This window comes from Caballeronia sp. SL1002 (genome assembly GCF_057814995.1).
Genome location: NZ_JBYMUW010000005.1, coordinates 689,249 through 715,256, shown reverse-complemented (window position 1 = coordinate 715,256; position 26,008 = coordinate 689,249). Strand labels below are relative to the sequence as shown.

The 26,008-nt window shown below is 64.6% G+C and carries 24 protein-coding genes and 1 pseudogene; 13 read left to right on the top strand and 12 right to left on the bottom strand.

Annotation, left to right across the window (positions count from 1 at the left end; translation table 11 throughout):
- Positions 1–57: 57 nt before the first annotated feature.
- Entirely contained in the window at positions 58–1,659 is a 1,602-nt protein-coding gene (locus AC3D25_RS27640) for a peptide chain release factor 3 (protein ID WP_488891668.1), read from the top strand.
- A 13-nt stretch (positions 1,660–1,672) separates the two neighbouring features.
- Here AC3D25_RS27640 and AC3D25_RS27635 read toward each other — a convergent pair whose 3' ends face one another.
- Together AC3D25_RS27635 and AC3D25_RS27630 are read right to left on the bottom strand one after the other, a co-directional pair.
- Complete coding sequence (locus AC3D25_RS27635) at positions 1,673–2,065, bottom strand: DUF427 domain-containing protein (protein ID WP_488892168.1); 393 nt, start codon at positions 2,063–2,065, stop codon at positions 1,673–1,675.
- Positions 2,066–2,086: 21 nt separating this feature from the next.
- A pseudogene (locus AC3D25_RS27630) lies at positions 2,087–2,230 on the bottom strand (TetR/AcrR family transcriptional regulator); the annotation flags it as partial.
- A 174-nt stretch (positions 2,231–2,404) separates the two neighbouring features.
- Between AC3D25_RS27630 and AC3D25_RS27625 the strand changes: the two are divergent.
- Together AC3D25_RS27625 and AC3D25_RS27620 are read left to right on the top strand one after the other, a co-directional pair.
- On the top strand, positions 2,405–2,884 hold the full coding sequence (locus tag AC3D25_RS27625; RefSeq protein WP_488891667.1) for a hypothetical protein: 480 nt from the start codon (positions 2,405–2,407) through the stop codon (positions 2,882–2,884).
- A gap of 128 nt (positions 2,885–3,012) precedes the next feature.
- Positions 3,013–4,350 carry a DUF2325 domain-containing protein gene (locus AC3D25_RS27620; protein WP_488891666.1) on the top strand — a complete coding sequence of 446 codons (1,338 nt, stop codon included), beginning with the start codon at positions 3,013–3,015 and terminating at the stop codon, positions 4,348–4,350.
- A gap of 17 nt (positions 4,351–4,367) precedes the next feature.
- On the opposite strand, the gene AC3D25_RS27615 is transcribed toward AC3D25_RS27620, so the two are convergent.
- The gene (locus tag AC3D25_RS27615) at positions 4,368–4,730 is read right to left on the bottom strand and encodes a winged helix-turn-helix domain-containing protein (RefSeq protein ID WP_488891665.1); all 363 of its coding nucleotides are present in this window, start codon (positions 4,728–4,730) and stop codon (positions 4,368–4,370) included.
- An 85-nt stretch (positions 4,731–4,815) separates the two neighbouring features.
- Positions 4,816–5,331, bottom strand: coding sequence for a nitrogen fixation protein NifQ (locus tag AC3D25_RS27610; RefSeq protein WP_488891664.1), 516 nt, complete (start codon positions 5,329–5,331; stop codon positions 4,816–4,818).
- A 254-nt stretch (positions 5,332–5,585) separates the two neighbouring features.
- Here AC3D25_RS27610 and AC3D25_RS27605 point away from each other — a divergent pair, with 254 nt between their 5' ends.
- The gene (locus tag AC3D25_RS27605) at positions 5,586–6,761 is read left to right on the top strand and encodes a porin (RefSeq protein ID WP_488891663.1); all 1,176 of its coding nucleotides are present in this window, start codon (positions 5,586–5,588) and stop codon (positions 6,759–6,761) included.
- Positions 6,762–6,840: 79 nt separating this feature from the next.
- Here the strand turns inward: AC3D25_RS27605 and AC3D25_RS27600 are convergent, their stop codons facing one another.
- Entirely contained in the window at positions 6,841–7,353 is a 513-nt protein-coding gene (locus AC3D25_RS27600; protein ID WP_488891662.1) for a molybdopterin-dependent oxidoreductase, read from the bottom strand.
- Between the two features lie 96 nt (positions 7,354–7,449).
- Here AC3D25_RS27600 and AC3D25_RS27595 point away from each other — a divergent pair, with 96 nt between their 5' ends.
- Positions 7,450–8,382 (top strand): NHL repeat-containing protein, encoded by a 933-nt coding sequence (locus AC3D25_RS27595; RefSeq protein WP_488891661.1) that lies wholly within the window; start codon positions 7,450–7,452, stop codon positions 8,380–8,382.
- 43 nt (positions 8,383–8,425) lie between these two features.
- Positions 8,426–12,781, top strand: coding sequence for a DEAD/DEAH box helicase (locus AC3D25_RS27590; RefSeq protein ID WP_488891660.1), 4,356 nt, complete (start codon positions 8,426–8,428; stop codon positions 12,779–12,781).
- Positions 12,782–12,785: 4 nt separating this feature from the next.
- Here AC3D25_RS27590 and AC3D25_RS27585 read toward each other — a convergent pair whose 3' ends face one another.
- The gene (locus AC3D25_RS27585; RefSeq protein ID WP_488892167.1) at positions 12,786–14,471 is read right to left on the bottom strand and encodes a dihydroxyacetone kinase family protein; all 1,686 of its coding nucleotides are present in this window, start codon (positions 14,469–14,471) and stop codon (positions 12,786–12,788) included.
- Between the two features lie 293 nt (positions 14,472–14,764).
- Here AC3D25_RS27585 and AC3D25_RS27580 point away from each other — a divergent pair, with 293 nt between their 5' ends.
- From AC3D25_RS27580 to AC3D25_RS27570, 3 genes are all read left to right on the top strand, one after another.
- A complete protein-coding gene (locus tag AC3D25_RS27580) occupies positions 14,765–14,989 on the top strand; it encodes a DUF2934 domain-containing protein (RefSeq protein ID WP_488891659.1) in 225 nt (74 codons plus the stop codon).
- A gap of 75 nt (positions 14,990–15,064) precedes the next feature.
- Positions 15,065–15,391: a hypothetical protein gene (locus AC3D25_RS27575; RefSeq protein WP_488891658.1), complete on the top strand. Its 327-nt coding sequence runs from the start codon at positions 15,065–15,067 to the stop codon at positions 15,389–15,391.
- 85 nt (positions 15,392–15,476) lie between these two features.
- Positions 15,477–16,019, top strand: coding sequence for a cupin (locus AC3D25_RS27570; RefSeq protein ID WP_488891657.1), 543 nt, complete (start codon positions 15,477–15,479; stop codon positions 16,017–16,019).
- A 19-nt stretch (positions 16,020–16,038) separates the two neighbouring features.
- On the opposite strand, the gene AC3D25_RS27565 is transcribed toward AC3D25_RS27570, so the two are convergent.
- Positions 16,039–16,941 carry a LysR family transcriptional regulator gene (locus tag AC3D25_RS27565; RefSeq protein ID WP_488891656.1) on the bottom strand — a complete coding sequence of 301 codons (903 nt, stop codon included), beginning with the start codon at positions 16,939–16,941 and terminating at the stop codon, positions 16,039–16,041.
- A gap of 326 nt (positions 16,942–17,267) precedes the next feature.
- On the opposite strand from AC3D25_RS27565, the gene AC3D25_RS27560 reads away from it, so the two are divergent.
- The gene (locus AC3D25_RS27560; RefSeq protein WP_488891655.1) at positions 17,268–17,993 is read left to right on the top strand and encodes a FadR/GntR family transcriptional regulator; all 726 of its coding nucleotides are present in this window, start codon (positions 17,268–17,270) and stop codon (positions 17,991–17,993) included.
- A gap of 9 nt (positions 17,994–18,002) precedes the next feature.
- Here the strand turns inward: AC3D25_RS27560 and AC3D25_RS27555 are convergent, their stop codons facing one another.
- Positions 18,003–19,745, bottom strand: a complete 1,743-nt coding sequence (locus tag AC3D25_RS27555) for an IlvD/Edd family dehydratase (RefSeq protein WP_488891654.1) — start codon at positions 19,743–19,745, stop codon at positions 18,003–18,005.
- Between the two features lie 148 nt (positions 19,746–19,893).
- Here AC3D25_RS27555 and AC3D25_RS27550 point away from each other — a divergent pair, with 148 nt between their 5' ends.
- On the top strand, positions 19,894–21,207 hold the full coding sequence (locus AC3D25_RS27550; protein WP_488891653.1) for an MFS transporter: 1,314 nt from the start codon (positions 19,894–19,896) through the stop codon (positions 21,205–21,207).
- Positions 21,208–21,216: 9 nt separating this feature from the next.
- On the opposite strand, the gene AC3D25_RS27545 is transcribed toward AC3D25_RS27550, so the two are convergent.
- The 4 genes from AC3D25_RS27545 to AC3D25_RS27530 all read right to left on the bottom strand — a co-directional run bounded on the left by AC3D25_RS27545 (position 21,217) and on the right by AC3D25_RS27530 (position 24,270).
- Positions 21,217–22,272, bottom strand: a complete 1,056-nt coding sequence (locus tag AC3D25_RS27545) for a class I SAM-dependent methyltransferase (RefSeq protein ID WP_488891652.1) — start codon at positions 22,270–22,272, stop codon at positions 21,217–21,219.
- 139 nt (positions 22,273–22,411) lie between these two features.
- Positions 22,412–23,371 carry a ketopantoate/pantoate/pantothenate transporter PanS gene (gene panS, locus AC3D25_RS27540; RefSeq protein ID WP_488891651.1) on the bottom strand — a complete coding sequence of 320 codons (960 nt, stop codon included), beginning with the start codon at positions 23,369–23,371 and terminating at the stop codon, positions 22,412–22,414.
- Positions 23,372–23,617: 246 nt separating this feature from the next.
- Entirely contained in the window at positions 23,618–23,917 is a 300-nt protein-coding gene (locus tag AC3D25_RS27535) for a hypothetical protein (protein WP_488891650.1), read from the bottom strand.
- A 101-nt stretch (positions 23,918–24,018) separates the two neighbouring features.
- On the bottom strand, positions 24,019–24,270 hold the full coding sequence (locus AC3D25_RS27530) for a helix-turn-helix domain-containing protein (protein ID WP_488891649.1): 252 nt from the start codon (positions 24,268–24,270) through the stop codon (positions 24,019–24,021).
- 181 nt (positions 24,271–24,451) lie between these two features.
- Between AC3D25_RS27530 and AC3D25_RS27525 the strand changes: the two genes are divergently transcribed.
- Positions 24,452–24,874 (top strand): CopG family transcriptional regulator, encoded by a 423-nt coding sequence (locus AC3D25_RS27525; protein ID WP_488891648.1) that lies wholly within the window; start codon positions 24,452–24,454, stop codon positions 24,872–24,874.
- A gap of 30 nt (positions 24,875–24,904) precedes the next feature.
- On the top strand, positions 24,905–25,975 hold the full coding sequence (locus tag AC3D25_RS27520; RefSeq protein ID WP_488891647.1) for an extracellular catalytic domain type 1 short-chain-length polyhydroxyalkanoate depolymerase: 1,071 nt from the start codon (positions 24,905–24,907) through the stop codon (positions 25,973–25,975).
- Positions 25,976–26,008 lie beyond the last annotated feature (33 nt).

Genomic DNA, 26,008 nt, shown 5'->3' with positions numbered 1-26,008 from the left:
GCAACCTGCCGGCGCGTGCGCATCCAGCGTTCGCACCGCCCGATCTTTCCAGCACAGATGTCAGTCTCCGAACTCAACCGACGCCGCACGTTCGCGGTCATTTCCCACCCGGATGCGGGTAAAACGACGCTCACGGAAAAGCTCCTGCTGTTCTCGGGCGCGATCCAGATCGCGGGTACCGTCAAGGGCCGCAAGAGCAATCGTTACGCGACGTCGGACTGGATGGATATCGAAAAGCAGCGCGGCATTTCCGTCGCGAGCTCGGTCATGCAGTTCGAATACGGCGACACCGTCATCAATCTGCTCGACACACCGGGCCACGAAGACTTTTCCGAGGACACGTACCGCGTTTTGACGGCCGTCGATGCCGCGGTGATGGTGATCGACGGCGCGAACGGCGTGGAAGCGCAGACGCTCAAATTGCTCGAAGTGTGCCGCAGCCGCCGCACGCCTATCGTCACGTTCATCAACAAGCTCGACCGCGAAGTGCGCCAGCCGCTCGAACTGCTCGACGAGATCGAACAGAATCTCGGCGTGGCTGCCGTGCCGTTCACGTGGCCGATCGGCATGGGCAAGGAATTCCAGGGCGTCTACGATATCGCGCGCGACCAGGTACGCGTTTTCCGCGCCGGGCAGGACACGGCGGGCGGAGCGGTCGAGACGCTGCAAGGTCTCGACGATGCAGAAGGCGCGCGTCGTTTCGGTCCGGGCTGGACGCGCATGAAGGAAGAAGTCGAACTGATTACGGGTGCATCGCCGGCATTCGACCGCAAGGCGTTTCTCGCGGGCGAGCAGTCGCCGGTGCTGTTCGGATCGGCGATCAACAACTTCGGCGTGAAGGAAATTCTCGACGCACTCGTGGATCTCGCGCCGCCGCCGTCGATGCGCATGACGGTGCAGCGCCCCGTGATGCCCGACGAGCCGAAGTTCACCGGCGTCGTGTTCAAGGTGCAGGCGAACATGGACCTGGCGCACCGCGATCGCGTGGCGTTCATCCGCGTGTGTTCGGGACGTTTCGAGCGCGGCATGGCGCTCAAGGTCACGCGTTCGAACAAGACGTTCCGCGCGAATAACGTGGTGACGTTCCTGTCGCAGCGGCGCGAAACGGTGAGCGAAGCGTATCCGGGCGACATCATCGGTATCCCGAATCACGGCACGCTGAGTCTCGGCGACACGCTGACCGAAGGCGAAATGCTGCAGTTCGTCGGTTTGCCTTTCTTCGCGCCGGAAATTTTCCAGACCATCGAAGTGGTCGATCCGATGCGCGCGAAGCAATTAGGCGACGCGCTGCGCCAGTTCGGCGACGAAGGCGCGATTCAGGTGTTCCGCCCCGTGGTCGGCGGCTCGATCATCCTCGGCGCAGTGGGGCAGTTACAGTTCGAAGTGGTCGCTTCGCGGCTGTCGGCGGAATACAAAGTGGACGTGCGTCTCATGCCCGCGCGTTATCGCATGTCGCGCTGGGTGACGTGCGACGATGCCGCCGAACTGCGCCGCTTCATGGACTCTTACTCCGCACGTATCGCGCTCGATGCGTCGAATGCGCCTACCTATCTGGCTTCGCATATCTCCGAGATCGAGGTCGCGCGCAAGGCGTGGCCGAAGATCGTGTTCAACGAATTGCGCGAGCATTCCGGCGCGCCGTTCCGCAAGTCGCTCTAAAGCGTTCGCCGCCTCAGGCTTCGGATCGCGTCTCGATTGAATCGACGCGATCCGGATAAAACGCGACATATCCGGCTATTTCCGCCACCGCGTCGTACGGCGCTTCGTAAGTCCACACGGCGTTCGCCGCCTTTTCGCCGCCAGCCGGAATGCTGAAATACGCGCCGTCGCCCTTGTACGGGCAGTACGTCGCGTGCGCCGTGCGCGTCAGCAACGTCATGTTCACATCGTTGCGCGGAATGTAATGCACCGGCGGATACGCGGCTTCACGTAGCACCCATGCGCGATGTGTATCGGCGATCACGCGCCCGCCCGCCTTCACGACGATATGCGCACGCGCCGGCTCGACGGTGATGGGATGATCCGGGCCGGGTATCTTGATCGTTCGTCGATAACGCTCCAGCACTTCCAGGTCGAACGCTTCTTTCAACGAAAAGTGATTGTGAATCGAGCCTTGAGGAACGCCCGCCGCATGAATGATGTCGCGCACACTCGCGCCGACGAGTCCTTTTTCGACGACCACGCGAGGGCCGGTTTCGAGGATTTTCTCGCGATGCGACGGGCGGGGCATCGTTCGAACTTGGACGTTCGTATTAGCAAAGACACGCGGCTGCGCTGGATGGATCGAAGCCTCCAGTAGCGGCTGCGAGAGCGTTTCGCTATATTTCAGGGTATATTACGGTAGACGTTCCGGTGTGCTGAAACGTCGTGCTTTCGTCGGTTATTGCATCGGGAAGATTCAGGGGTGCGTCAACCATTTCTATCGGACACAAGCGCCGAGCAGGTCGGGTCGGCTGGCTTGCGATTGACCATTACCGCGACGAGTTCGTCGCGCGATCACGAACGAACCGAAGCAATACGTCATGTCGTCGATGCGTTCCGAGGGCTCCATGGCAGCGTATTGCGTTTCATGATCCTGCTCGCGCACGAGGAGGGCGAAGCGGCGACGGATGCGAGCGCTCCGGACTGCGCGCTCGACGGTTTGCTCGTATCGCTCGAAACGCGCGCACGAGCGGTTGGTTTCGCGCGTCTGCGGGAGCTTGCGGGTTTGATCGAGGAAGCCCGCGCGGTCGAAGGGCGGCGCGACGCGATTTTCCTCAGCGACCACGCGAGCGACGCCACGCATCTCCGGCGCATCGCGAGCGATCTCGAACGGCTCGATACATCGTTTGTCGGGCTGTGTGTCGAGTACGTGATGGAGCGGCGCGGCGGAATGCCCGCCTGAGGTTTTGCGCGTGGTGTTCGAATAATCGCGCGCTCGTCCAGCGCTATATTCGATGATATATTTCGATCCAGATGCGGCATGACGTGCTTGATGAAGGACTTTGGATCAGAACCGCTTTCGAGGTGCATATGCAGAATTCTCCGTTCCGCCTGATCGACGTCACGTCCGCGAAACGCGATTCCGATGCGGACAGCGCATATCTGCGGGCGGCCGATCTGTGCTGCCGGCCGGCCGGCGCGCCGCCTCGCGTTTCGCGCAGCCGGACACGTCTCGTGGAACTGGATTCGCATCTGCATTGCTCGATCATCGGTACGTGCCTGAGTACGACTGAACTGCGACGTCTGGTGCCGCGTTTCACCGACCTCGGGCGCGAAAATGCGAGCGATCTGCAGATTCATCATGCCGCGGTGGAACTCGCGATTCAGGGCGGCGCGGGCTGCAAGGCGCTGCAAAAGGCGCTGGACGAGCGTTATGCAGGCGCGCTGCGTCGCTTCGACAAAGCGAAGGACAGCGCGGCTTTAATGACGCTTTGGCGCGAGTCGCTCGCAAGCGGCGATATTCCGGCGGGGTACTGGGCGGCGATGACGCATCCGCAGGCGACGCTGGCGACGCGGCAGGCGGCGTTCGGCGAGGTGCATATGCTCTCGCATCTCGTCGGCGCGGCCAACCGTGCGGACATCCGGCGTCTGATGGCGCTCGAAGAAGAGAATGCCGCGCTAAAGGAAAAGAGCGAGCGGCAGCAACGCAGGCTTCAGGAAATGAGCGCCGAACGCGATCAGGCGCAGCGTTCGCTCGCGCATCATCTCGAAGAAGCCGCAAAAGCGCCGCACCGCGCCGACGTGGATCGATCCGAACTCGAAGCGGAACTGGCGCGGTTAAAAGAGGCGCTGGCGAATCGCGATGAACGGCTCGCGCTGCATACGAGCCGCCGTGAAGCAGCAGAGCAGCGGGCAATCGACGAACACGCGCGCGGGTCCGCACTCGGCCGCCAACTCGATGAAGCCGTGGCCGTGTTGCAGGCGCTCGGCGCCGAATGCACCGCGCTCGAACAGGCGCTGGTTCAGAAGGCCGATCATTCCGGCGCGCGTCGCGTGCAACTGGATCATCTGGCGGGCAAGCGAATAGTGTATGTCGGCGGGCGTCCCGGCTCGAATGCGGCGATTAAGCAAATTGTCGAGACGGCGGGCGGTGAACTGCTCGTGCACGATGGCGGCATCGAGGATCGCAAGGGCATGTTTGCCGCCGCCTTACCGAATGCGGACCTCGTGGTCTTTCCGGTGGATTGCATCGACCACGATTCGATGGGGACGATCAAGCGCGTCTGCGTGCGCCATCAGGTGAGTTATTTCCCGGTGCGCACCGCGAGCGTCGCGAGTTTTGTCGAGTTGATCACGCGGCTCAGCAGCACGAAGGATGCGAATGCTGATGCGGCTTCGAGTTCGCGTTTCTGCATGCGCCACGGCTGACGCGGACGTGTCGCGGGCTAGCGCTTGACGAGTTTCGTCAGCGCCGAAATTTCCTTGGCGCAGGCCCTTTCTGCCTGCGTTTCTATATCGCGATACAGCTTGACGATATTCTCGCCCACGGTCGTCAGCGCGCATCCGCCGCCGGTTTGTCCGCCTTGCTCGGACACGGTCGCGGGTTGCTTCAACGAGCGGTTGAGTTCATCGATCAGCAGCCAGGCGCGCCGGTACGACATGCCGAGACTGCGCGCGGCGGCCGAGATCGAACCCTGCTGCTGGACGGCTTCGAGCAGTTCGATCTTGCCCGGGCCGATCGCGACGACGCCGGCCTGACGCACGCGCATCCGGAATCGGACTTCGGGTTTCTCGTGGCCTGTAGTCATGGTCGAATTCAAAGGTGAGCCGAGCGGCCAAGGATACACGATCGCGCCCCCGATTCGTTCGCTTGCACGGGCCAGGCCGATCGCGTCACTTCGCCGGGAAACAGAATGTGAAATCCTCGCAACCCGGGCACCCCGGCGCGGGTCCCGGTGCGTCGCCGGTCGCGTGTGCGAGTTCACGCGCCAGGAATTTCTTCCACCTCACGTTCCCCGTGTTTCGCGCGACCAGCGCGGGAAAATAACGCGTGAGCATCGCGGTGACGTCGTCGCGTCCGGTCAAACCCAGATCGCGCCAGAGATGGTCCGGGCGCAAGCACGCGTGCGCGACGATCGTGGCGACGCATGCTGCGTCGTCGGGTGATGCCGAAGCATTCGCAAGATCCCGCATCAGCGCGCGCAGGTCGCCGACGAATCGCGCATGCGATTCGGGAAGCACGGCGATCGACCGCAACACCGGCCCGTTCCTACCGAAATGCCGCTGACAAAGCGCGTCCAGTTCCTCCGGCGGCAACCCAAGCAACGCTATCTCGCCACGCATCTCGCGCGCCGCGATGAGCGTGGCGAAAAGGTGCGCGTCCAGCGCGGTTTCATTCGTATCGGACATGGAGAGCATCGACGCGTTGATTTGCTTCACATACTACGCGGACGCCCTAAGCAGATACGTGTCGCCAGATACCAACAATTCGTAAGGGAGATGTTTACGTTAGAAAAACATCCCGTTATATTTCGCTCGATATTACGAGTGGCGATGCGGTGAATCAAGCCGCGCGTCAGTCGATGCCGCTCGTGCAGGAATCGCAACCACGCCACCCGAGCTACAAAGAGGCTGCCGGGATGAGCCACATATCAGGAAGAAAAATGAATAAGAAGATCATTGCCGCTGCCGTGCTCGGCGGATTCGGCGCACTTGCGCACGCACAAAGCAGCGTCACGCTGTACGGCATTATCGACGCTGGCGTGACCTACGTGAACCACGCCGCGACCGCGACGGGTCACGACAGTCTCGTCAAATACGGCGACGGCGTGGCACAGGGCAGCCGCTGGGGCATGCGCGGTGCTGAGGATCTGGGTGGCGGACTGCAAGCCATCTTCACTCTCGAAAACGGTTTCAACTCCGGTGACGGCACGCTCGGGCAGGGCGGCGCGCTGTTCGGCCGTCAGGCATTCATCGGTCTCGCGCAGAAGGGCATGGGCTCCGTCACGCTGGGACGTCAGTACTCGTTCTCGACCGACTACCTCGGCGGCAACTACACGATGGGCAGCCAGACGCCTGCCGGCAACTACGCATATCACATCAACGATCTGGACCAGTTGACGTCGAGCCGCATCAACAACGCCATCAAGTTCAGCAGCGCGAATTTCTCGGGCCTGACCTTCGGCGCGATGTACGGCTTCTCGAACCAGGCCGGTTCGTTCGCCGGATCGCCGACGACCACCGCTGGCGGCGTCACCACGCAAGGCTCGTCGAGCGCATACAGCTTCGGCCTGAACTACATGCAAGGACCGTTCGGTATCGGCGCGGCCTATACGAACATCCGCTTCCCGAACGGCGCGACGCCGGCGTTCAGCGTGAGCATTGCGAACATCAACACGGGCGGTCTGCGCGATCTGGAAACCTACGGCGTTGGCGCGCGCTATGCGATCGGCGGCGGCACGATCTGGGGCAACTGGACGCACACGACGTTCGAACCGATCGCAGGCGCTTCGTCGAAGCTGAATAACTACGAACTCGGCGGCAAGTACGCGTTCACGCCTGCGTTGAGCGCCGGTCTCGGCTACACCTTCTCGAAGCTCGACGACCGTTTCGACGGCAAGTGGCATCAAGTGAACGGTGTCATCGACTACGCACTCTCGAAGCGTACGGATGTGTACGTCCTCGCCATTTATCAAAAGGCGCTGGGCAGCAACACCATTGCAGGCCGCGATGTTCCGGTGCAAGCCGAGATCGGTTCGAGCAGCAGCTTCATCGGCAACTCGGGTGCCGGTACGAGCAACCAGTTCGCCGCGCGCGTCGGTTTGCGCACCAAGTTCTAAGGCATTGTTCGCCGGAGAAATCCGGCGAAACCCGTTGCCATTTGGCGCCGCGAGGGCAACCTCGCGGCGCTTTTTTTCGTCAGGCGGCGAGTACGCGTGCGACGACGCGAGCGAGGCGCTTCACGTGTCGCGGCGCGGGAAGAATATCCGCGCCGGAAAAGAGGATCGGTGCGCCGTCTTCGGGATTCAGCGGACGTCCGTCACATTCGTGCGCGATCAACACGCGCTCGCCGACCGGCGTGTTGAACAGTTCGTGCCACGAGAACGTGACAACATAGCCGTCGTGCGCGACGGCCAGAAAAACGGTGCGCTTGAACTCGCCGGGCGGATGGCTGCGGAGTCCGGCGCGCAGAATAAGCTCTTTGAGCAGGACGCCACGGTACGATCCAACCGTGCGGATAAACCGGTTCGTGGTGTAGCAGCGCAGATCGAACGGATCGGCGGCGATGCCGGCGGCGGCGTCGCTGCCGAGCGCGTTCAGTTCGCCGAGCGTCAATGTCAGCGGTCTGACGAAATCGCCTTCCAGCGAGAGTGCAACGCCGGTTTCGCATTCCGTCGGAGCGATACTGGCAGTGGTCTGGCTCAATGTCATCTTGACCCCTCTGGCGCGCCGGTCGTGCGAAAGGCTACCGGCGTATCCGGGAATATATTACGCTTCGTCTCCGCGCCGCGGTGTATCGAAAAGCGCATGACGCTCATGGGAGACAACATGTTGATTTTTTCGAAATGGAGCCGGAAGACGCTCGTGTGGTGCGCCGCGCTGGTGCTCACCGGATGCCTAACGGCTCCGTCGCCCCGGCCGCCTTCGCTTGCGCTTAACGCGGTGCCGAACGGCATCGCGATCCGCGCGCAGGACGGCACGATCTTCATCACCGACGACCGCACCAACAGCGTGCTGTCGTCGAAAGCCGATCATGATTTCAAGCTCTACGCCACGATTCCCGTGGTGGCAGGGCAACCAAACGGGCTGAGTCAGGTGAGCGTCGCGGAGTCCGGCGAGGTGCGGCTCGCGCGCTTCGGATTCGGTACGGCGGGCGCGCTGCTCGGTGTCGACAATCATGGCGCGGTGGTGACGTACAGCGGTCCCGATCCGGCGCGCCGCCGCTTGGGACTGGCCGATATCGGCGGCGGAAGATTGCTCTCGACATGGTTCGTCAAGCGCGCTTCGGCGCCCGCGCAAGGCGGCTTGAGCATGCTGACAATCGATAGTCAGGCGCAGACTGCAACCGAACGCGATCTGATGAGCGGCTTGGGCAAGCCGGTCGGCGTGGCCGTGTTCGGCGACACCGTGTACGTATCGGATCAGATGAATGACAACGTGGTGAAAGCGCGTCTTTCCACGTTGATGAGCGTGGCGATGCCCGCGCAAACGGGCGAGGCTTTCGCGCACGTGACCGCACCGGACCTGCTCGCCGTCGATACGGACGGCACGCTCTACACGAAATGCAATTCGACGAGCGTTTGCCGCATCGCCGCGGACGGCACCGTCACGGCGATCGCGAACGACTTTCAGGACGCGCGCGGCGTGGCGCTGGATGCCGCGCATCGGCAACTGCTCGTCGTCGATCGCGCGAAAGCCGCCAATGGTACGAGCTATTTGCGCACGATACCGCTACGCTGAAGCGCGTCCGGCAAGGAATCGCGCGCGCCAATAAACTAGCGGTATGAACCTTCCCGCCGCAACCGACCTCAAGCCCGATGCGCCACACGCCGCGCTCGACGGCTTTCATCCCGCCGTCGTCGCCTGGTTCGTCAGGCATTTCTCCGCGCCCACGGCCGCGCAGACCGGCGCGTGGCCGCTGATCCGCGCGCGGCGTTCGACGCTCGTCGCCGCGCCGACCGGGTCGGGCAAGACACTGACAGCGTTCCTCGCCGCGATCGACGAACTCGTGCGCGAAGGGCTCGCGCACGGCAGCGCGCTGCCTGATCGAACGGCCGTGGTCTACGTGTCGCCGCTGAAAGCGTTGTCGAACGATATCCGCGTGAATCTTCAGGAGCCGCTCGCGGGAATCGCGGATGAACTTGCCGCGCAAGGTCTCGCGCCGATCGAAATCCGCGCGGCGGTGCGCACGGGCGACACCACGCAGCAGGAGCGCAACGCAATGCGCCGCCGCGCGCCGCATATTCTCGTGACGACGCCGGAGTCGCTCTACGTGCTGCTCAGTTCCGACTCGGGCCGCGCGATGCTGGCAGGAACGCGCACGGTGATCGTCGATGAAATTCATGCGGTGGCAGGGTCGAAGCGCGGCTCGCATCTCGCGCTCAGTCTCGAACGGCTCGATGCATTGTGCGAATCGCCGCCGGTGCGGATCGGCCTCTCGGCGACGCAAAAACCTATCGGCGAGGTCGCGCGCTTTCTGACCGGTGGCGAGCGCGAGTGCGCGATTGTGGACGTAGGCCATATTCGCGCGCGCGATCTGCAACTCGATATCTCGCCGGTGCCGCTCGAAGCCATCATGTCGAACGACGCGTGGGAACGCATCTACGATCGTCTCGCCGATCTCGTCGCGCAGCATCGCACCACGCTCGTGTTCGTGAACACGCGCCGCATGGCCGAACGCATGGCGCGTCATCTGACCGACCGGCTCGGCCGTGAAGCGGTCGCGGCGCACCACGGCAGTCTTGCCAAGGAGCATCGGCTCGACGCCGAACAACGGCTCAAGCGCGGGGAACTGCGCGTGCTGATCGCGACTGCATCGCTGGAACTGGGCATCGATATCGGCGACGTCGAACTGGTTTGTCAGATCGGCTCGCCCGGGTCGATCGGCGGATTTTTGCAGCGCGTCGGTCGCTCCGGGCATCAGGTGGGCGGTACGCCGAAAGGGCGGCTTTTTCCGACCTCACGCGACGATCTGATCGAATGCGCCGCGCTGCTCGATTGCGTGCGGCGCGGCGAACTCGATGCGTTACGCATCCCGTCCGCGCCGCTCGACGTGCTGGCCCAGCAGATCACCGCCGAAGTCGCGTGCCGCGAATGGAACGAGGACGCGCTGTTCGAACGCATCCGCGGAGCGTATCCGTATGCCTCGCTCGAACGCGCGCAATACGACGCCGTGCTTCGCCTTTTATCGGATGGCTACGCGAACCGGCGCGGCGCGTACGTCCATCGCGATGCGGTGAGCCGCACACTGCGCGGACGTCGCGGCGGCAAGCTCACGGCGGTCACCTCGGGCGGCGCGATTCCCGACAACGCCGATTTCGCCGTGCTGCTCGAACCGCAAGGCTTGCAGATCGGCACGGTCAACGAGGACTTCGCGGTCGAGAGTCTCGCGGGCGACGTGTTTCAGCTCGGCAATACGTCGTACCGGATTCTTCGCGTGGAAGGCGGCCGCGTGCGGGTTGAAAACGCGAACGGACAGCCGCCGAACATTCCGTTCTGGCTCGGTGAAGCGCCGGGGCGCAGCGACGAATTGTCGGCGGCGATCGCGCGGCTGCGCGAGGAAGTCGATCGACGTCTCGCAACCGGCGAACCCGGCAGGAAGCCACTCGATGCCGCCATCGGCTGGCTCGCAACCGAGGTGGGGATCGACGGTGAAGCGGCGCGGCAGATCGTCGAATATCTCGCGCGGGCGCGCGCCGCGCTCGGCGTGCTGCCGACGCAGGAAACCCTCGTCATGGAGCGTTTTTTCGACGAATCGGGCGGCATGCAGTTGGTTATTCACTCACCGTTCGGCAGCCGTGTGAACCGCGCGTGGGGACTCACGTTGCGGAAGCGCTTTTGCCGCACGTTCAACTTCGAACTGCAGGCCGCCGCGACCGAAGATGCGATCGTGCTGTCACTCACCGGCAGTCACAGCTTCGCGCTCGATGAAGTGTGGCGTTATCTGCATTCGAACACGGCCGAGCATCTCCTGATTCAGGCGCTGCTCGACGCGCCGCTCTTCGGCGTGCGCTGGCGCTGGAATGCCACGAACGCGCTCGCGTTGCCGCGTTTTTCGGGCGGCCGCAAGATCGCGCCGCAACTTCAGCGGATGCGCAGCGAGGACCTGCTCGCGCTGGTGTTTCCGGATCAGGTCGCGTGCCTTGAAAACGTCGTGGGCGAGCGCGAGGTGCCGCACCATCCGCTCGTCGATCAAACCATCGACGACTGTCTGCACGACGCGATGGACAGCGACGCGTGGCTTGCGCTGTTGCGGCGGATCGAGCGTGGCGAAGTGCGGCTCGTCACGCGCGATCTGCCCGCGCCGTCGCCGCTTGCCGCTGAAATTTTGTCGGCGCGGCCTTACGCGTTTCTCGACGATGCACCGCTGGAAGAACGCCGGACGCAAGCCGTGCTGAACCGCCGCTGGAGCGATCCGGAATCCGCCGACGATCTCGGCGCGCTCGACGCCGACGCGATAGAAGGCGTGCGTGAGGAAGCGTGGCCGACCGTGCGGAACGCCGATGAAATGCACGAGGCGCTGATGGCGCTCTCGTGCATCACGAGCACCGAAGCCGGGCAGAACGAAGGTTGGCGCGCGTGGCTCGATACGCTCGCCGTGGCGGGCCGCGCGACGCGTCTGAGGGTGTCGGAGCGCGACAGCCTCTGGACGCCCGTGGAGCGGCTCTGCTGCCTTCGGGCGGTGTATCCGGAACTCTTGGCCGATCCGCCGCTGAAACCCCCGCCGGGTTTCGATCAAGCGTGGGATCGCGACGACGCCATCGTCGACATCGTGCGGGCGCGGCTTTCGGGTCTGGGCCCGGCGAGCGTGCCGGTGATTGCGCGTGCGCTGACGCTGCCCGCGTCCACGGCAGCGCTCGCGCTCACGCGTCTCGAAGCCGAAGGCTACGTAATGCGCGGCCGCTTCACGCCGGGCGCGATCGAGGAAGAATGGTGCGAGCGGCATCTGCTTGCGCGCATCCATCGCTATACCGTGCGGCGTCTGCGGCGCGAAATCGAACCCGTGGCGCAGCAGGATTTCATGCGTTTCCTGTTCGACTGGCAGCGCTTATCCGCCGATACGCGCGGCGAAGGACGCGAAGCGCTGATGTCGGTGATCGAGCAGCTCGAAGGATTCGAAGCGCCCGCCGCCGCTTGGGAGGAAGAGTTGCTTCCGGCCCGCGTCGAAGGCTATTCGATCGAATGGCTCGACGAGATTTCGCGCGCGGGCAAGGTCGTGTGGACGCGGCCGGGCGGCCGCGCGAAGTCCGCCGGCGGCCCCGTGCGCGCGACGCCGATCGTGCTTCTGCCACGGCGCAATCTCGCCGCCTGGACCGCGCTGATGCAAAGCGACGCGCCGCCGGAAATGTCGTCGCGGGCCGAACGCGTGTTCGATGCACTCAAGTCGCACGGCGCGATGTTCTTCGACGAACTGCTCGCCGACGTCCGTCTCTTGCGCACGGAACTGGAGACCGCGCTCGGCGAACTGGTGGCGCTCGGGATCGTCAATGCGGATAGTTTCGCGGGTCTGCGCGCGCTCTTGACGCCCGCGGCGAAACGCAATGTTTTCGCGCGCAGGCCACGTCGCGGCGGAATGTTTATCGGCGGTATGGACGATGCCGGACGCTGGGCGCTGCTGCGCCGTCCTACCGTGGAAGCAAGCACCGACACGAACGAAAAACGCGATGCGCTCGAACACGTCGCGATGACCGTGCTGCGCCGATACGGCGTCGTGTTCTGGCGTCTGCTCGAACGCGAAGCCGACTGGCTGCCGCCGTGGCGCGACCTGCTGCGTGTGTTTCATCGGCTCGAAGCGCGCGGCGACATTCGCGGCGGACGCTTCGTGGCGGGTCTGTCGGGCGAGCAATTCGCGCTGCCCGAAGCGGTGCCGCTGCTGCGCGAAATGCGCAACCGTCCGCTCGACGGCGCGCTGATCGCGATCAGCGCGGTCGATCCGCTGAATCTCGTCGGCACGTTGCTGCCCGGCGAGAAAGTGCCCGCGCTGCCGGGCAATCGCGTGCTCTTTCGCGATGGCGTGCCGGTCGGCGCAATGGTCGCGGGCAAGCCGCGCTTCCTGACCGAACTCGATGGCGTGGGGCAGGAGATCGTGCGGCTGGGACTCGTGCGGCGCGGGCGGCGCGCGGTGCTGGCTATCTCCTGATGATTTACCCGATAACCGCCCCCAGCGCCTCCATCCAGATCACGACCGCCACCGCGCCGCCATCCGGCGAGCCCACCGCGCGCGCGCCGAGATAACTCGCCCGTCCAACGCGCGGAATCATGTCGCGCGTGGCGTCCGCCCCGGTGCGCGCCGCCGCGACGCATTCCGCCCACGCGTCCGCCAGCGGCGCATTGCGCGCGATCGCCGCCGAAAACGCGTCGGACGCGGGGCGCAACGCGTCGAGCATGGTCCGCTCGCCCGGTTTCGCGCCGCCGAGTTCAGCGATCGCATCGACTGCGAGGTGCAACGCGTCCGCCCAGTCGTCGGGCGCGGGCGCGGCGGATTGCGCGAGCCGTCGCGATGCCCGCAACAACGCGGTCGCGTAGAAAGGTCCCGAACTGCCCGCGATCGCCCGGCGCAGCGTCGCGCCGAGCGCGCTCAGGACGTCGGCGGGCGACGCCGAAGCGGGCGCGGGCATCGCGAGGATCGCTTGCGCGGCGCGCGTCATGCTCGCGCCGAGATCGCCGTCGCCGGCTTTCGTATCGAGATCGGTGAGCGTGGCTTCGTTGTCGATCAACGCTTGCGCGACCGCTTCGAGCGCGCGCGCCGGGGGGCCGGTGAGTTCGGTTGCCGCGCGGGAAGAAGGCGCGGCGGGCGGGACGAGCGGTGCATCGTTTGGATTCAGACGACCCGCGCCTGGCCACGCGGGCGCGGCGGTGGCGGCGTCGATCAGCGCGAGGCGCGCTTCGTCGAGGCGCAGCACCGACAGCGAGCAGCCCGGCATATCCAGCGCCGACAGCAACGTCCCGCTCCACGCACGCTCGACCTTCAGACCACGTTGCCGCAATCCCGCGATCGCCGCACGCACGACGATCGCGAGTTCCATCGGCGGCGTCGCGCCGAGTCCGTTCACGACGAGCGCCACGCGTTCGCCTGCCTGCAGCGCGCCGTCCTCGACGATCACCCCGAGCAGCGTCTCCACCAGTTCGTCGGCGCGCGGCATCGTCGTGCGTTCGACGCCTTTCTCGCCGTGGATGCCGAGCCCGAGTTCGATCTCGTTCGCGCCGAGGTCGAAGCCCGCGTGGTCCGCGCCCGGCAACGTGCAGCCGCCGAGCGCGACGCCCATTGTGCCGAGGTTTTTCGCGGCGTCCCGCGCGACGCGCGCGACTTCGTCGAGCGTGCTTCCTGCGCTCGCCGCCGCGCCCGCGACCTTGTGAACCAGCACGGTTCCGCCGATCCCGCGCCGCCGTTCCGGCTCGACCGTGTGGCGCAGCGAGACATCGTCCGCGACGATCACGACCTCGACCGGAATCCCTTCGCCGCGCGCCAGTTCCGCCGCGAGGCCGAAGTTGAGGCGATCGCCCGTGTAGTTCTTCACGATCAGCAACGCGCCGCGCGCGCCGGCGGATGCGCGGATCGCGGCAAGCACGGCGTCCGCGCTCGGCGACGTGAACACTTCGCCGCAGACGGCCGCCGTCAGCATGCCTGCGCCGACATAGCCCGCGTGCGCCGGTTCGTGACCGCTGCCGCCGCCCGATATCACCGCGACGGGGCGCACGGCGGGATCGGCGGGAACGCGTGCCACGACGACGTTTTCATCGCGCAGCAGCGACGTTTCCGGCGACAGCATGACAATGCCTTCGAGCATTTCCCGCACGACGTGGAGCGGATCGTTGATCAGTTTTTTCATCATGGCGGTCTTGTGTGGAGTAGAGGTTTGCAGATGGATCGCAATTCGGGGACCACCCGAGTGCGATTCGGGAACCATGCGCTGACGTCGCGGAAAACGCTACGCCACGACCTGAGGATAGCCGCAACGGCATAGCGATTGCTCTATCCATTACGCGGTCATGTCTTCGTCTTCGGGCGACGCCGCGATGGCTCGCGCGAATGGCGCGTCGGCGAATGGTTTCATGCACGCCGCCGGCACAACGTTACGCGAGCGCCGAATCAACGGAACCGATCCTTTGGGAGGGTCAAGTCATGGAAAGCACGTCGCAGGAAGATCTGATTCGCAGGCGCGCCTACGAGCTTTGGGAGCGCGAGGGCAGCCCGGATGGTCGCGCGGATGAGTTTTGGGATCAGGCGGCCGCGAGTATCGCCAGTGAATCGCCCGCGGCGAGCGAAACGGGCGAGCAGGAGGCCGCGCCGCTCGGCAAGACGCTGGACGCGGACGGTGTCGTCGAGGAACCGCTCGGCAGAAGCTAAAGGCGCGTGTCGGTTTGATGTGATGAATGCCCGGCTTCGTCCGGGCATTGTTTTGTGCGGGGAACGCGCTGCGCCATGCTCGCGCGTCGCTTGTACAAATGCCAGGCGAATCGTGCAATCTGCGCGGCGTCCCGCAACGGGCTGGACGAAAAAAAAGCCCTGTCTTCGCGGGAACAGGGCTTAACGTGGAGCGTGATGAAAAGACTGCATCTGCTGCTTTACTGCGGTGTTACGGTCAATCGATCCTTCGTTAAAGCACCGCGCCTGGCTGCTTCGCTCGGCGCGGATGGTGCATCGGTCAGCACCATGAAATACAGTTTGGGCCGGGTCGCGGCGGGACAAAAGGCCGAGAAAGCGGGCATATTCGCGCCTGTTTACCGAATTGATAGCTGGGGCGGCTAACCAGGCCGGAACAGCGGACCAACGCAGCGGGAACGCAGTATGCGCATGATGTGGACACCGATTCGAGATACTTCGGAGAACGCACATGAATGACCGACTGCCCGCCGCAACCGCGCGTTGCGAAGCCTTTACTTTGGCGCCAAACCAATGGGTCCCCAACAATTCCCGCTTGCCCGTGCTGCTATGGCGCGCCGCACTCGATCCCGCGCGCGCAGGCGGCGCTGCGGGCACCGAATGCGCCGCTCGCTTCGAGGCGCTATTCGGCGGCAACGGCTGGCCCGCGCAGTGGCGCGACGGCATCTTCGATTACCATCATTTCCACTCGACCGCGCATGAGGCGCTCGGCATCGCGGCCGGACACGCGGACCTGATTATCGGCGGCCCGAATGGACGGGTCGTGCGGGTCGAGGCGGGCGACGCGCTCGTGCTGCCCGCCGGGACGGGCCACTGCCTGATGTCGAGCGGCGGGCGGCTGCTGGTGGTCGGCGGGTATCCGCCTGGACAGCAATGGGATATCCGGCGCGATGCGCTGTCTCCCGACGAACTGCGCGCGATGGAGTTGCTGCCGTTTCCGTCGAGCGATCCGGTGGAAGGCGAGGGCGGCGCGTTGACTGAACTGTGGCGCTAGAGGTTGAAACGAACGTCGTTCAAATCAGCTTCACGATGAAATCGAAGAACGCGCGCACCTTCGCCGGCAAATGATGGCGCGACGGATATAGCGCGTGCAGCGGGAATTTTTCGTCGGGCCAGTCTGGAAAGAGATTCACGAGGCGGCCGCTCGCGAGCAACGGCTCGGCCCCGAGCGCCATGATCTGCGCCACGCCGTAGCCCGCCGCGCACACGCTGTGCATCGAGCCGACGTCGTTGACGATCAGGCGGCCCGGCGGCGAGATCACGACGCGTTTGCGTCCGCGATGAAACTCCCACGAAAACGGCTGGCCGGTCTCCGGATCGCGAAACCTGATGCACGAGTGCTCCGGCGCTTCGAGATCTTTCGGCTGCAGCGGCCGCCCGTGTTTCTCCAGATAAGCCGGGGACGCCACGGTCAGGATGCGTGTGTCGAGGAGTTTCCGCGCGATCAGCGTGGACACGCGCGGCACGCCGAATCGCACCGCCAGATCGAAACCATCCGCGATCATGTCGCCGAGCTGATCCCGGTTGATGAGTTCGAGGTGCAGGTCCGGATGCGCATCGATGAACGCACCGAGGCTCGGACCCAGCACGAGCCGCGAGAAGAACGGATCGACGTTCACGCGCAAGCGGCCACGCACGGCGGTTGCGCCCGCCGCTGCGGACGCGGCCGCCTCTTCGAGACCGCCGAGCAGCGGGACGATCTGCTCGTAGAAGCGCCGGCCTTCGTCGGTGAGCGTCACGACGCGTGTCGTGCGGTCGAAGAGGCGAATGCCCAGGCGCGCTTCGAGCCGCGCAACCGACCGGCTCACGCCCGATTGCGACATGCCGAGCGTCTCGCTCGCCCCCGCGAAACTTCCACTATCGACGATAGCCGACAGCACGCCCATGCCATTCAGGATACGTTCATCGAAAACCATGCGAATGCTCTCCCGTCATTAATCCGCTCGCCGCGATGCTAGCGGGAAATGAATGGCCGCGCAGCGGGCGCATTGCCTGAATTGGGACCGGTTCCAGTGAAAGCTTGTTTAAAGTAAGACTTAAATGGCGTGTAATTAGGATGGATGCGCGTAAACCCTTGAAATAGTCCGACTATTGCTGGATAAAATTCTTCAGCGTATTGTCGGGAAAACGCGTGCTATTCTCCGCGCGTAATTGCGGCGTCCGACGCCGCGATCGACCGTCACCAGCGCGGCGAACCATGTTTTCATGGCAACGCCCGCGCGCCCCAACGCACGCAAAAACAATGGATTATCGTCATCTACAGGAACGCAAGAGTCTGCACGGCCGGATCGTGCAGGAACTCGGCATGGATATCGTGAGCGGCAAGGTTGCGCCCGGTGAGCGTTTGCCCGCCGAGGTCAAGCTGTGCGAAAGCTATGGCGTGAGCCGGCCGGTGCTGCGCGAGGCGACGCGCGTGCTGGTGGCGAAGGGTTTGGTGGTGTCGAAGCCGCGTGTGGGCAGTGTGGTCAAGCCGCGCGCGGAGTGGCACATGCTCGATCCCGACGTGCTCTACTGGACGCTCAGCAGCGTGCCCGAAGGCGAGTTTTTCCGCTCGCTGCTGACTGTACGGCGGATTATCGAACCCGCTGCCGCCGCGCTCGCCGCGAGCAGCGCGACGCCGGAGGAGGTCGAGCGTATCGGGGCCGCGTACGCGCGGATGGAGAACGCCGAGACCGTCGGCGCGCTACTCGATCCCGACCTGGAATTTCATCGCGAGATCATGGCGGCGACGCACAACGACATGCTCGCGTATATCGGCAACATGCTGTCGCTCGCGCTGTCGGAATCCATCCGCTTGACGAGCCGTCATCCGGATACGCACGCGCTTTCGTTGCCGCGTCACAAAGCCATTCTCACGGCCATTCAAAGCCGCGATCCGCTCGGCGCGCGGCAAGCGAGCCTGGTGCAATTGGAAAGCGCGCGCGTCGATGCGGACACGATTCTGGAAGATCCGCATCGCGCGGCGTGATGCGTCGGGCTAGTGCGAATGCCGCGGCACATCCGCGCCGCGACAGCCGACCAGAAAGTCGAAATCGCAGCCCTGATCGGCTTGCAGTACATGATCGACGTAGAGCTTGCGGTAGCCGCTCGAATCCGCTGGAATTTCGCGTTGCGCTTCGCTCCAGTCGGCGAGGCGCGACGTCAGTTCCGCCTCGCTTATCTCCAGATGCAAGCGCCCCGCGAACGCATCCATTTCGATCCAGTCCCCTTCGCGCACGACCGCCAGCGGCCCGCCCGCGCGCGCTTCCGGCGCGACGTGCAGCACCACCGTGCCGTACGCCGTGCCGCTCATGCGGGCATCGGAGACACGCACCATATCGGTCACACCTTGCGCTAAAAGCTTCGGCGGCAGGCCCATGTTGCCCACTTCCGCCATGCCCGGATAACCCTTCGGCCCACAGTTTTTCATCACGAGAATCGAATCGGCGGTGACGTCGAGATCGGGATCGGCGATACGCGCCTTGTAGTCGTCGAAGTTCTCGAACACGACCGCGCGGCCGCGATGCTTGAGCAGCGCGGGCGTCGCCGCCGACGGCTTGATGACCGCGCCGCCCGGCGCCAGATTGCCGCGCACGACGCACAAACCGCCATCGGCGAGCAGCGGTTTTTCGAGCGGACGGATCACTTCTTCATCGTAGATCGGCGCTTCCTTCACGTTCTCCCAGAGCGATTTTCCGTTCGCCGTGAGCGCATTCGGATGCGGCAACAAACCCGCTTCGCCGAGGCGGCGCAGCACGCCCGGCAAGCCGCCCGCGTAATAAAACTCCTCCATCAGAAAGCGGCCTGAAGGCTGCAAATCCACGAGCGTCGGCGTGCCGCGCCCAATTGTCGTCCAGTCGTCGAGTTCCAGATTCACGCCGATCCGTCCCGCGATCGCCTTCAAATGAATCGCCGCATTCGTCGATCCGCCGATCGCCGCGTTCGCGCGGATCGCGTTCTCGAAGGCTTCCCGCGTGAGCAGTTTGGAGAGCCGCAGATCGTCGAGCGCCATCTCCACGATGCGCATGCCCGACATGTGCGCGAGCACGTAGCGGCGTGCATCGACAGCCGGAATCGCGGCGTTGTGCGGCAGCGTGACGCCGAGCGCTTCGGCCATGCAGGCCATCGTGGAAGCCGTGCCCATCGTGTTGCAGGTGCCCGCCGAGCGCGACATGCCGGCTTCCGCCGACATGAATTCGTGCAGCGTGATCTTGCCCGCTTTCACTTGCTCGCTGAGTTGCCACACGACCGTACCGGACCCGATGTCCTTGCCGTGATGCTTGCCGTTGAGCATCGGGCCGCCCGACACGACAATCGCCGGCACGTCGCAACTGGCCGCGCCCATCAGCAGCGCAGGCGTGGTTTTATCGCAGCCGACCAGCAGCACGACGGCGTCGATCGGATTGCCGCGAATCGATTCCTCGACGTCCATGCTGGCGAGATTGCGCGTGAACATCGCGGTCGGTCGCAGATTGGATTCGCCATTGGAAAACACCGGAAACTCAACCGGATAGCCGCCTGCTTCGAACACGCCGCGCCGCACGTGTTCGGCGAGCTTGCGGAAATGCGCGTTACACGGCGTGAGTTCGGACCAGGTATTGCAGATGCCGATAATCGGCTTGCCGTGGAATTCGTGATCGGGAATGCCCTGGTTTTTCATCCAGCTTCGATACATGAAGCCGTTTTTGTCGGCGGTGCCGAACCATTGGGCGGAGCGCAGCGGGCGTTTTGCGTCGGACATGGAATCTCCTCGAATATCGTGATTATAGTAATACTATTTACGACTGTCATGCGGGTTAACGTTGGGATGCCGGCCCGAATAGGCGGGAATATAGTGTGACTATTCATCGTTCGCTAAACCCTTAATCGCGCGACATCAGGAGACGTTCATGGACAACAGGATCGCGGTCGGCACGGAGGCCGGCGCGCAGGGAAATATCCGCTGGCAGGTACTGATCTGGCTGGTGATCGGCGGGATCATCAACTATATCGACCGCGCGAGCCTGTCCATTGCCGCGCCCGAAATGATCCGCGAACTCGGGCTGACCCGAACGCATATCGGCTTGCTCGGCACCGTGTTCGCGTGGACCTACGCGGTCATGCAACTCCCGGCGGGCTGGGTGATCGACCGGTTTGGGGCGAAGCGCGCCTACGCCGTCGCGATGATCTGGTGGAGCGTCGCCACCTACATGACCGGCGTGGTCGGCTCGCTCTCCGGGCTGCTCGTGATGCGCGCGCTGCTCGCGGTGGGCGAGGCGCCGTGCTGGCCGACATCCGCGAAAATCACCGCTGCGTGGTTCCCGACCAAGGAGCGCGGTTTCGCCACCGGCATCTGGGATTCGTCGTCGAAATGGGGGCCAGCGCTCGCGCCCGCGCTGCTCGTCGCGCTGATGGTCGCGTTCGGCTGGCGCTCGCTCTTTCACGTCGCGGGCGCGGTCGGTATCGTCTTCGCGGGCGTGTTTCTTCTGCTGTATCGCAATCCGGCGCAAAGCAAGCGGCTCTCGCGTGAGGAATTCGCGTATATCGAAGCGGGCGGCGGCGGGCAGGAACGCTCGATCAGCAATTCGAAGCGCCAGTGGACCGGCCTTTTCACGCACCGCAGCGTGTGGGGCATGATCCTCGGCTACTTCTGCGCGATCTGGCTGTGGAATCTCTTCCTCGTGTTCCTGCCGCTGTATCTGCTCGACCGCTTCCACATTTCGCTCGCGCAACTCGGCGTCTACGCGAGCATTCCGTGGGTGGGCGGCGCGGTGGGCGAGATTATCGTCGGCTATTTGACGAAGAAAATGGTCGATCGCGGCATGGCGACGCCGATCGGCGCGAAGCGGCTGATGATCGCGGTTTGCGCAGTCGGCGCGGCGGTTTCCGCGGTCGCGCTGCCGTTCGCCACCTCGCTCGCGCTCACCATCACGCTGATGACGCTCGGCCTCGCGTTCCTCGCGGCGATCATCGGCACGGCGTGGGCGCTCGCCGCCGACGTCGCGCCGCGCTCGATGGTCGCCTCCGTCAGCGCGATCCAGAATTTCGGCGGCTACTTTGGCGGCGCGTTTTCGCCGGTGGTCGCGGGGTTTATCGTCGATCGCACGGGGTCCTATACGGTTGCGCTCGTCACGGGCGGCCTGATTGCGGGATGCTCGGCGCTGTTTTACTGGTTCATGGTGAAGCGCGTCGTGCCGGAATCGGGTGAAGCGGCCGTGTCGTAAAAAGGTGCGTCAGGCGCGCGCTTCGAATACGAGGTTGAACGGTGTCTCGGCGGCGCGGCGAAAGCGGCTGAAGCCCGCGCCGCCGACGATCCCGCCGAGCCGCGCCTCGCCCGCCTGCGCGCCGAGGCAGGTCGCGCCTTCCTGCGCACGCGATGCAGGCGTGCAGATAAACGTCGACGCCGAATAGAAAATGCGTCCGACCGGATTCAGGTTGTCTTCCAGACGATCGTTCGCGAACGGTTCGACGATCATCCAGGTGCCGTCCGCGCTCAGGCTCTTGAGCACGTGACCCGCCGCGCCCGCCGGATCGCCCATGTCGTGCAGGCAATCGAACATGGTCACGAGGTCGTAATCGCGGCCCGGATAATCCTTCGCCGTCGCCACCTCGAAACTCACGCGCTCGCCGACGCCCGCAGCGGTTGCGGCGTCGCGCGCGTGCTGGATCGACGGTTCGTGGTAATCGAAGCCGGCAAACGTCGCGTTCGGAAATGCCTCGGCCATGATGATCGTCGATGCACCGTGCCCGCAGCCGACGTCCGCGACGCGCGCGCCCGCGCGCAGCCTGTCGCCGACGCCATCGAGCGCCGGAATCCAGTCCGCCACCAGATGCGCCGCGTAGCCCGGCCTGAAAAAGCGCTCGGTGCCGTGAAAGAGCGATACATCGTGCTCATGCCAGCCCAGACCGAGGCCGGTCTTGAACGTCGAGACCATCTTGGGGATCGCGCGGAATTGCGCGACGGCAATCTGGAACGCGCCGGGAATGAACGCCGGGCTACCTTCCTCGGCGAGCGCGAAACTTTGTTCGGCGGTGAGACTGAAGCGGTCGCTTGCTGCGTCGTAGGTGACGTAGCCGCTCGCGGCCTGCGCGGACAGCCATTCCCGCAGATAGCGTGCGTCGGTTTCGGTCGCCGCCGCGAGTTCGGCCGCCGTCAGCGGCTTCTCAGCGAGCGCTTTATAGAGGCCGAGCTGATCGCCGACCACGACCGTTGCCGCATGCATCACCGCGCCGAGATCGTGGACGAAAGCGCCCATGAAAGCGTCGAGTTTGTTCGAATCGACTGGCATGACCTGTCTCCTGATTGAACGTGAGTTGAGGGTTCAATGCATCGGCGGGTCTTGCCTGAAGGGCGGCTCGTCGATCGAGGCCAGTGTGCTACTTTTTACGGGCGATCGCGACGGCAATTTGTAAGGCGCGCGTCGCGTTCTAGGAAGCCGCGCGGCCTTCGCCGGTTTCAGCGGTTTCACTCACCGCGCCTTTCGCGGGCCGTCCAGCCCAATAACCCGCGAGCAGCGATCCCGACAGGTTGTGCCAGACCGAAAACAGCGCGCCGGGGAGCGCCGCGATCGGCGTGAAGTACAGCTTGCCGAGCGTGGCTGCAAGACCGGAATTCTGCATCCCGACTTCGATCGCCAGTGTGCGGCAAACGGCTTCGTCGAAACCGAGCAGACGGCCGCCCCAATAGCCGCCGAGCAGGCCGATGCCGTTATGCAGCACCACGCCGAACGCGACCAGCAGCCCGACCGACGCAATGCTCTTCTGCGTCGCGCCGACGACAGCGGAAATAATCAGAAGGATGGCGATCATCGAAATCAGCGGCAGATACGGCTCGACCGCCCGCACCGCGCGATTGAAGAAGTGATTGATGAACAGCCCGACGACGATCGGCAGCGCCACGATCTGCAGAATGCTCATCAACATGCCGTGGACATCGACGACGATCGACGCATCCACGTAAAGCCGCGTCAGGAGCGGCGTCGCGAACACGCCGACCAGCGTGGAAAGCGCGCTGATCGTGACCGACAGCGCGACGTCGCCGCGCGCGAGGTAGATCATCACATTCGACGCCGTTCCGCTCGCGACGCTTCCGACCAGCACCATGCCCGCCGTGAGATCCGGCGGCATCCGCAATACGCGCGCGATGCCCCACGCGGCGAGCGGCATCACGAGATAGTGCAGCGCGACGCCCGCGGCGACCGGCGCGGGTCGCGTGATGACGCGCCGAAAATCGGCGAACGAGAGCGTGACGCCCATCGCCAGCATGATGATGGTGAGGAGCGTCGTGACGTGCGGCGCGACGCCGGTGAACGTGGACGGCGAGAAATAGGCGGTGATCGAAATGAGCACGGCCCAGATCGGAAACAAGCGGGTTACGCGGGAAAGCATGGAAAACGGTCCTGTTTGAAGCGGTTGTGTTTGTGCGGCGTGCGCGCGTTCTACGCGAGCCTTTCGAGTGGCTGCGGGTGCGACGGTCGGAATTCGCTTGAGGCGCGAGGCGCGGATGGACCGGCGCGCGATGGCTGAAATGCGTGCGAGATGCGCGCGCCCTCGTGAGATGCGCGCGGCGTGCATTGTAACGTCGGGTGGGAAACGGCGGCTCGTTTCAGCTAAACGCCTACAGAAAAGCGGCGTTCAGGTGAACAACGAAACAAGCACGGAGAGCCACATCGCGGCGACGCCGATCAGAAACGCGCGACGCGCGATGCCGAGCATGCGTTCGTCTTCGGGATTTTTCTGCGGCGCAGTGGCGAGAAAGGGCACCGAACCGAGGAAGAGGAATCCGCCGAGCGCGAGCACCGCGACCGCGAAGTCAGCGAAATGCCACTCGGTGGCTTCGTACATGCCCCAGTAGCCGAGAAACACGATACCGATGGAAAACACCGTCGCGGCGGCCGAACTCAATGCGGCGACACTCCCGGCGGGACTTTGCATGGCGCGCTCCAGGCGTGTCTATTGTTCTCCATCATAAGTTCCATCGGCGCTCGGGAGCGGTTTTTTCTGCGGCCCGGGACGCGAGCGCGCCGGATCAGCGACTACGCGCCGCCCGCTTTCAGCCAGCCGAAATCCACTTGCAACATTTCCGACAAGCGCCGGATTTCTGCGCGTTCGGGCGCGGTCACGCCCGCGCGCCACATCGCCACGTCCTGCTCCGGCACGCCCACATAGCGCGCGACGCGGCTCGTGCTGACCCGCGCGCGCTTGAGCGTCATGTCGAGGCGGGCGGCGAACGCGCGCATGGCGGTGTCGCGGGTGATCGGGGATTGCGAAGGCGTCTGGATCTGCATGGGAGGGTTCAATCAGGTCGTTCAAAAGTAGCGTTGAGGCGAAAGTTACGCGCGCCCCGCGACGCCCATGTGACAGCCGCCTTACCCCGAATTTCCATCGATACGTCCCCGTATTTGAGCATTGACTCCATCCGAATACCAGCCTATAACCATCCCATTGGATGGAAAAAAGGAGCCCGCCGTGACTGTGCAACTCGTCGAAGCGCCGCGCCCGAAAGGCGGCGAGACGGAAAAAATCACTATCAACCTCGGTCCGGTCGATCTCGGCCAGATCGACTTGCTGGTGGAAGAAGGCTTTTACTCGAACAGGACGGACCTGATCCGCACGGCGATCCGCAATCAGCTTGCGATCCACGCGCAGGTCGTGAATGAAACGGTCACGCGCCGCGAACTCGTGCTCGGGCTTCAGCATTTTTCGAAGGCGGACCTCGAAGCGGTGCGCGCGGCCAACGAACGTCTGAACGTTCAGGTGCTCGGCCTCGCCAGCATTGCCGCCGATGTGAGCGCGGAACTTGCGGCGGCCACCATCGAATCGATTGTCGTACTCGGCGCATTCCACGCCTCGGCCGCGGTGAAAGCCGCGCTGGCCGGGCGGATCCGCTGACTTTGTATTGAACCGGACAGGATAGAAACCATGAAAATCGATGCAGGCTTTTTGAACACCATGAAGGACGTCATGGCGCGGTTGCGCTCGAACGGACCGGTCGAGGCGACCGAGGCGATCCAGCGCGCACTGCGCGGCGAGATGCCGGAACCGCTGGAAGCCCATTTCGCGGCGCCCGGCGTTCATTTCAAAACACGCCCGGAAGCGCGCCCCGAGTCGCGCCCCGAGTCACGCCCCCAAGCCCGTCAAGCCGAAGATCGCGGCCATTTCAGCCGCCACACCTTTCGCGGCGCGGCGGGCCAGCGCGACTACAAGCTGTATGTCCCGGCGTCGTATCGCGGCGAACCCGCGCCGCTCGTCGTGATGCTGCACGGCTGCACGCAGAACGCCGACGACTTCGCCGCCGGCACGCGCATGAACGCGCTCGCCGAGCAGCACGGATGCATCGTCGTATATCCGGTGCAGGCGCAGGGCGCGAATGCATCGAAGTGCTGGAACTGGTTTCAGCCCGCCGATCAACGGCGCGACAGCGGCGAACCGTCGCTGATCGCGGGCATCACGCGCGAAGTCATGGCGAACCACCCGGTCGATCCCGCGCGCGTCTACGTGGCCGGGCTGTCGGCGGGCGGCGCGATGGCGGCGATCATGCTCCGCGCGTATCCGGACTTGTACGCGGCGGCCGGCGTCCATTCGGGACTGGCGGCGGGCAGCGCGCACGATTTGCCGTCGGCGCTCGCCGCCATGCGAGGCGGCAAAGGCGTGGCATCGCGCGGTCCGGTTGCGGCTGTGGATCGGCCGGTGATCGTTTTTCATGGCGATGCCGACGCGACCGTCCATGCGTCGAATGCGGACGCCGTGCTGCGCGGATTCGAGCCGGACGCGGCGGCGTCGCCTCGCGCCGCATCGTCCGGAGGCCGCGCGTGCAGCATCCGCCGATACCGCTCGGCGAGCGGCGCGGCGGCGGAATACTGGACCATCCACGGCGCGCCTCACGCGTGGGCAGGCGGCGACGCGCGCGGCAGCTACACGGACCCGAGCGGTCCCGACGCGAGCGCGGAAATGCTGAGGTTTTTCTTCGATCATCCCAAAGCGCACGCCTGATCGCATCTGATCGCGCACGCGCGCGCTTGATCC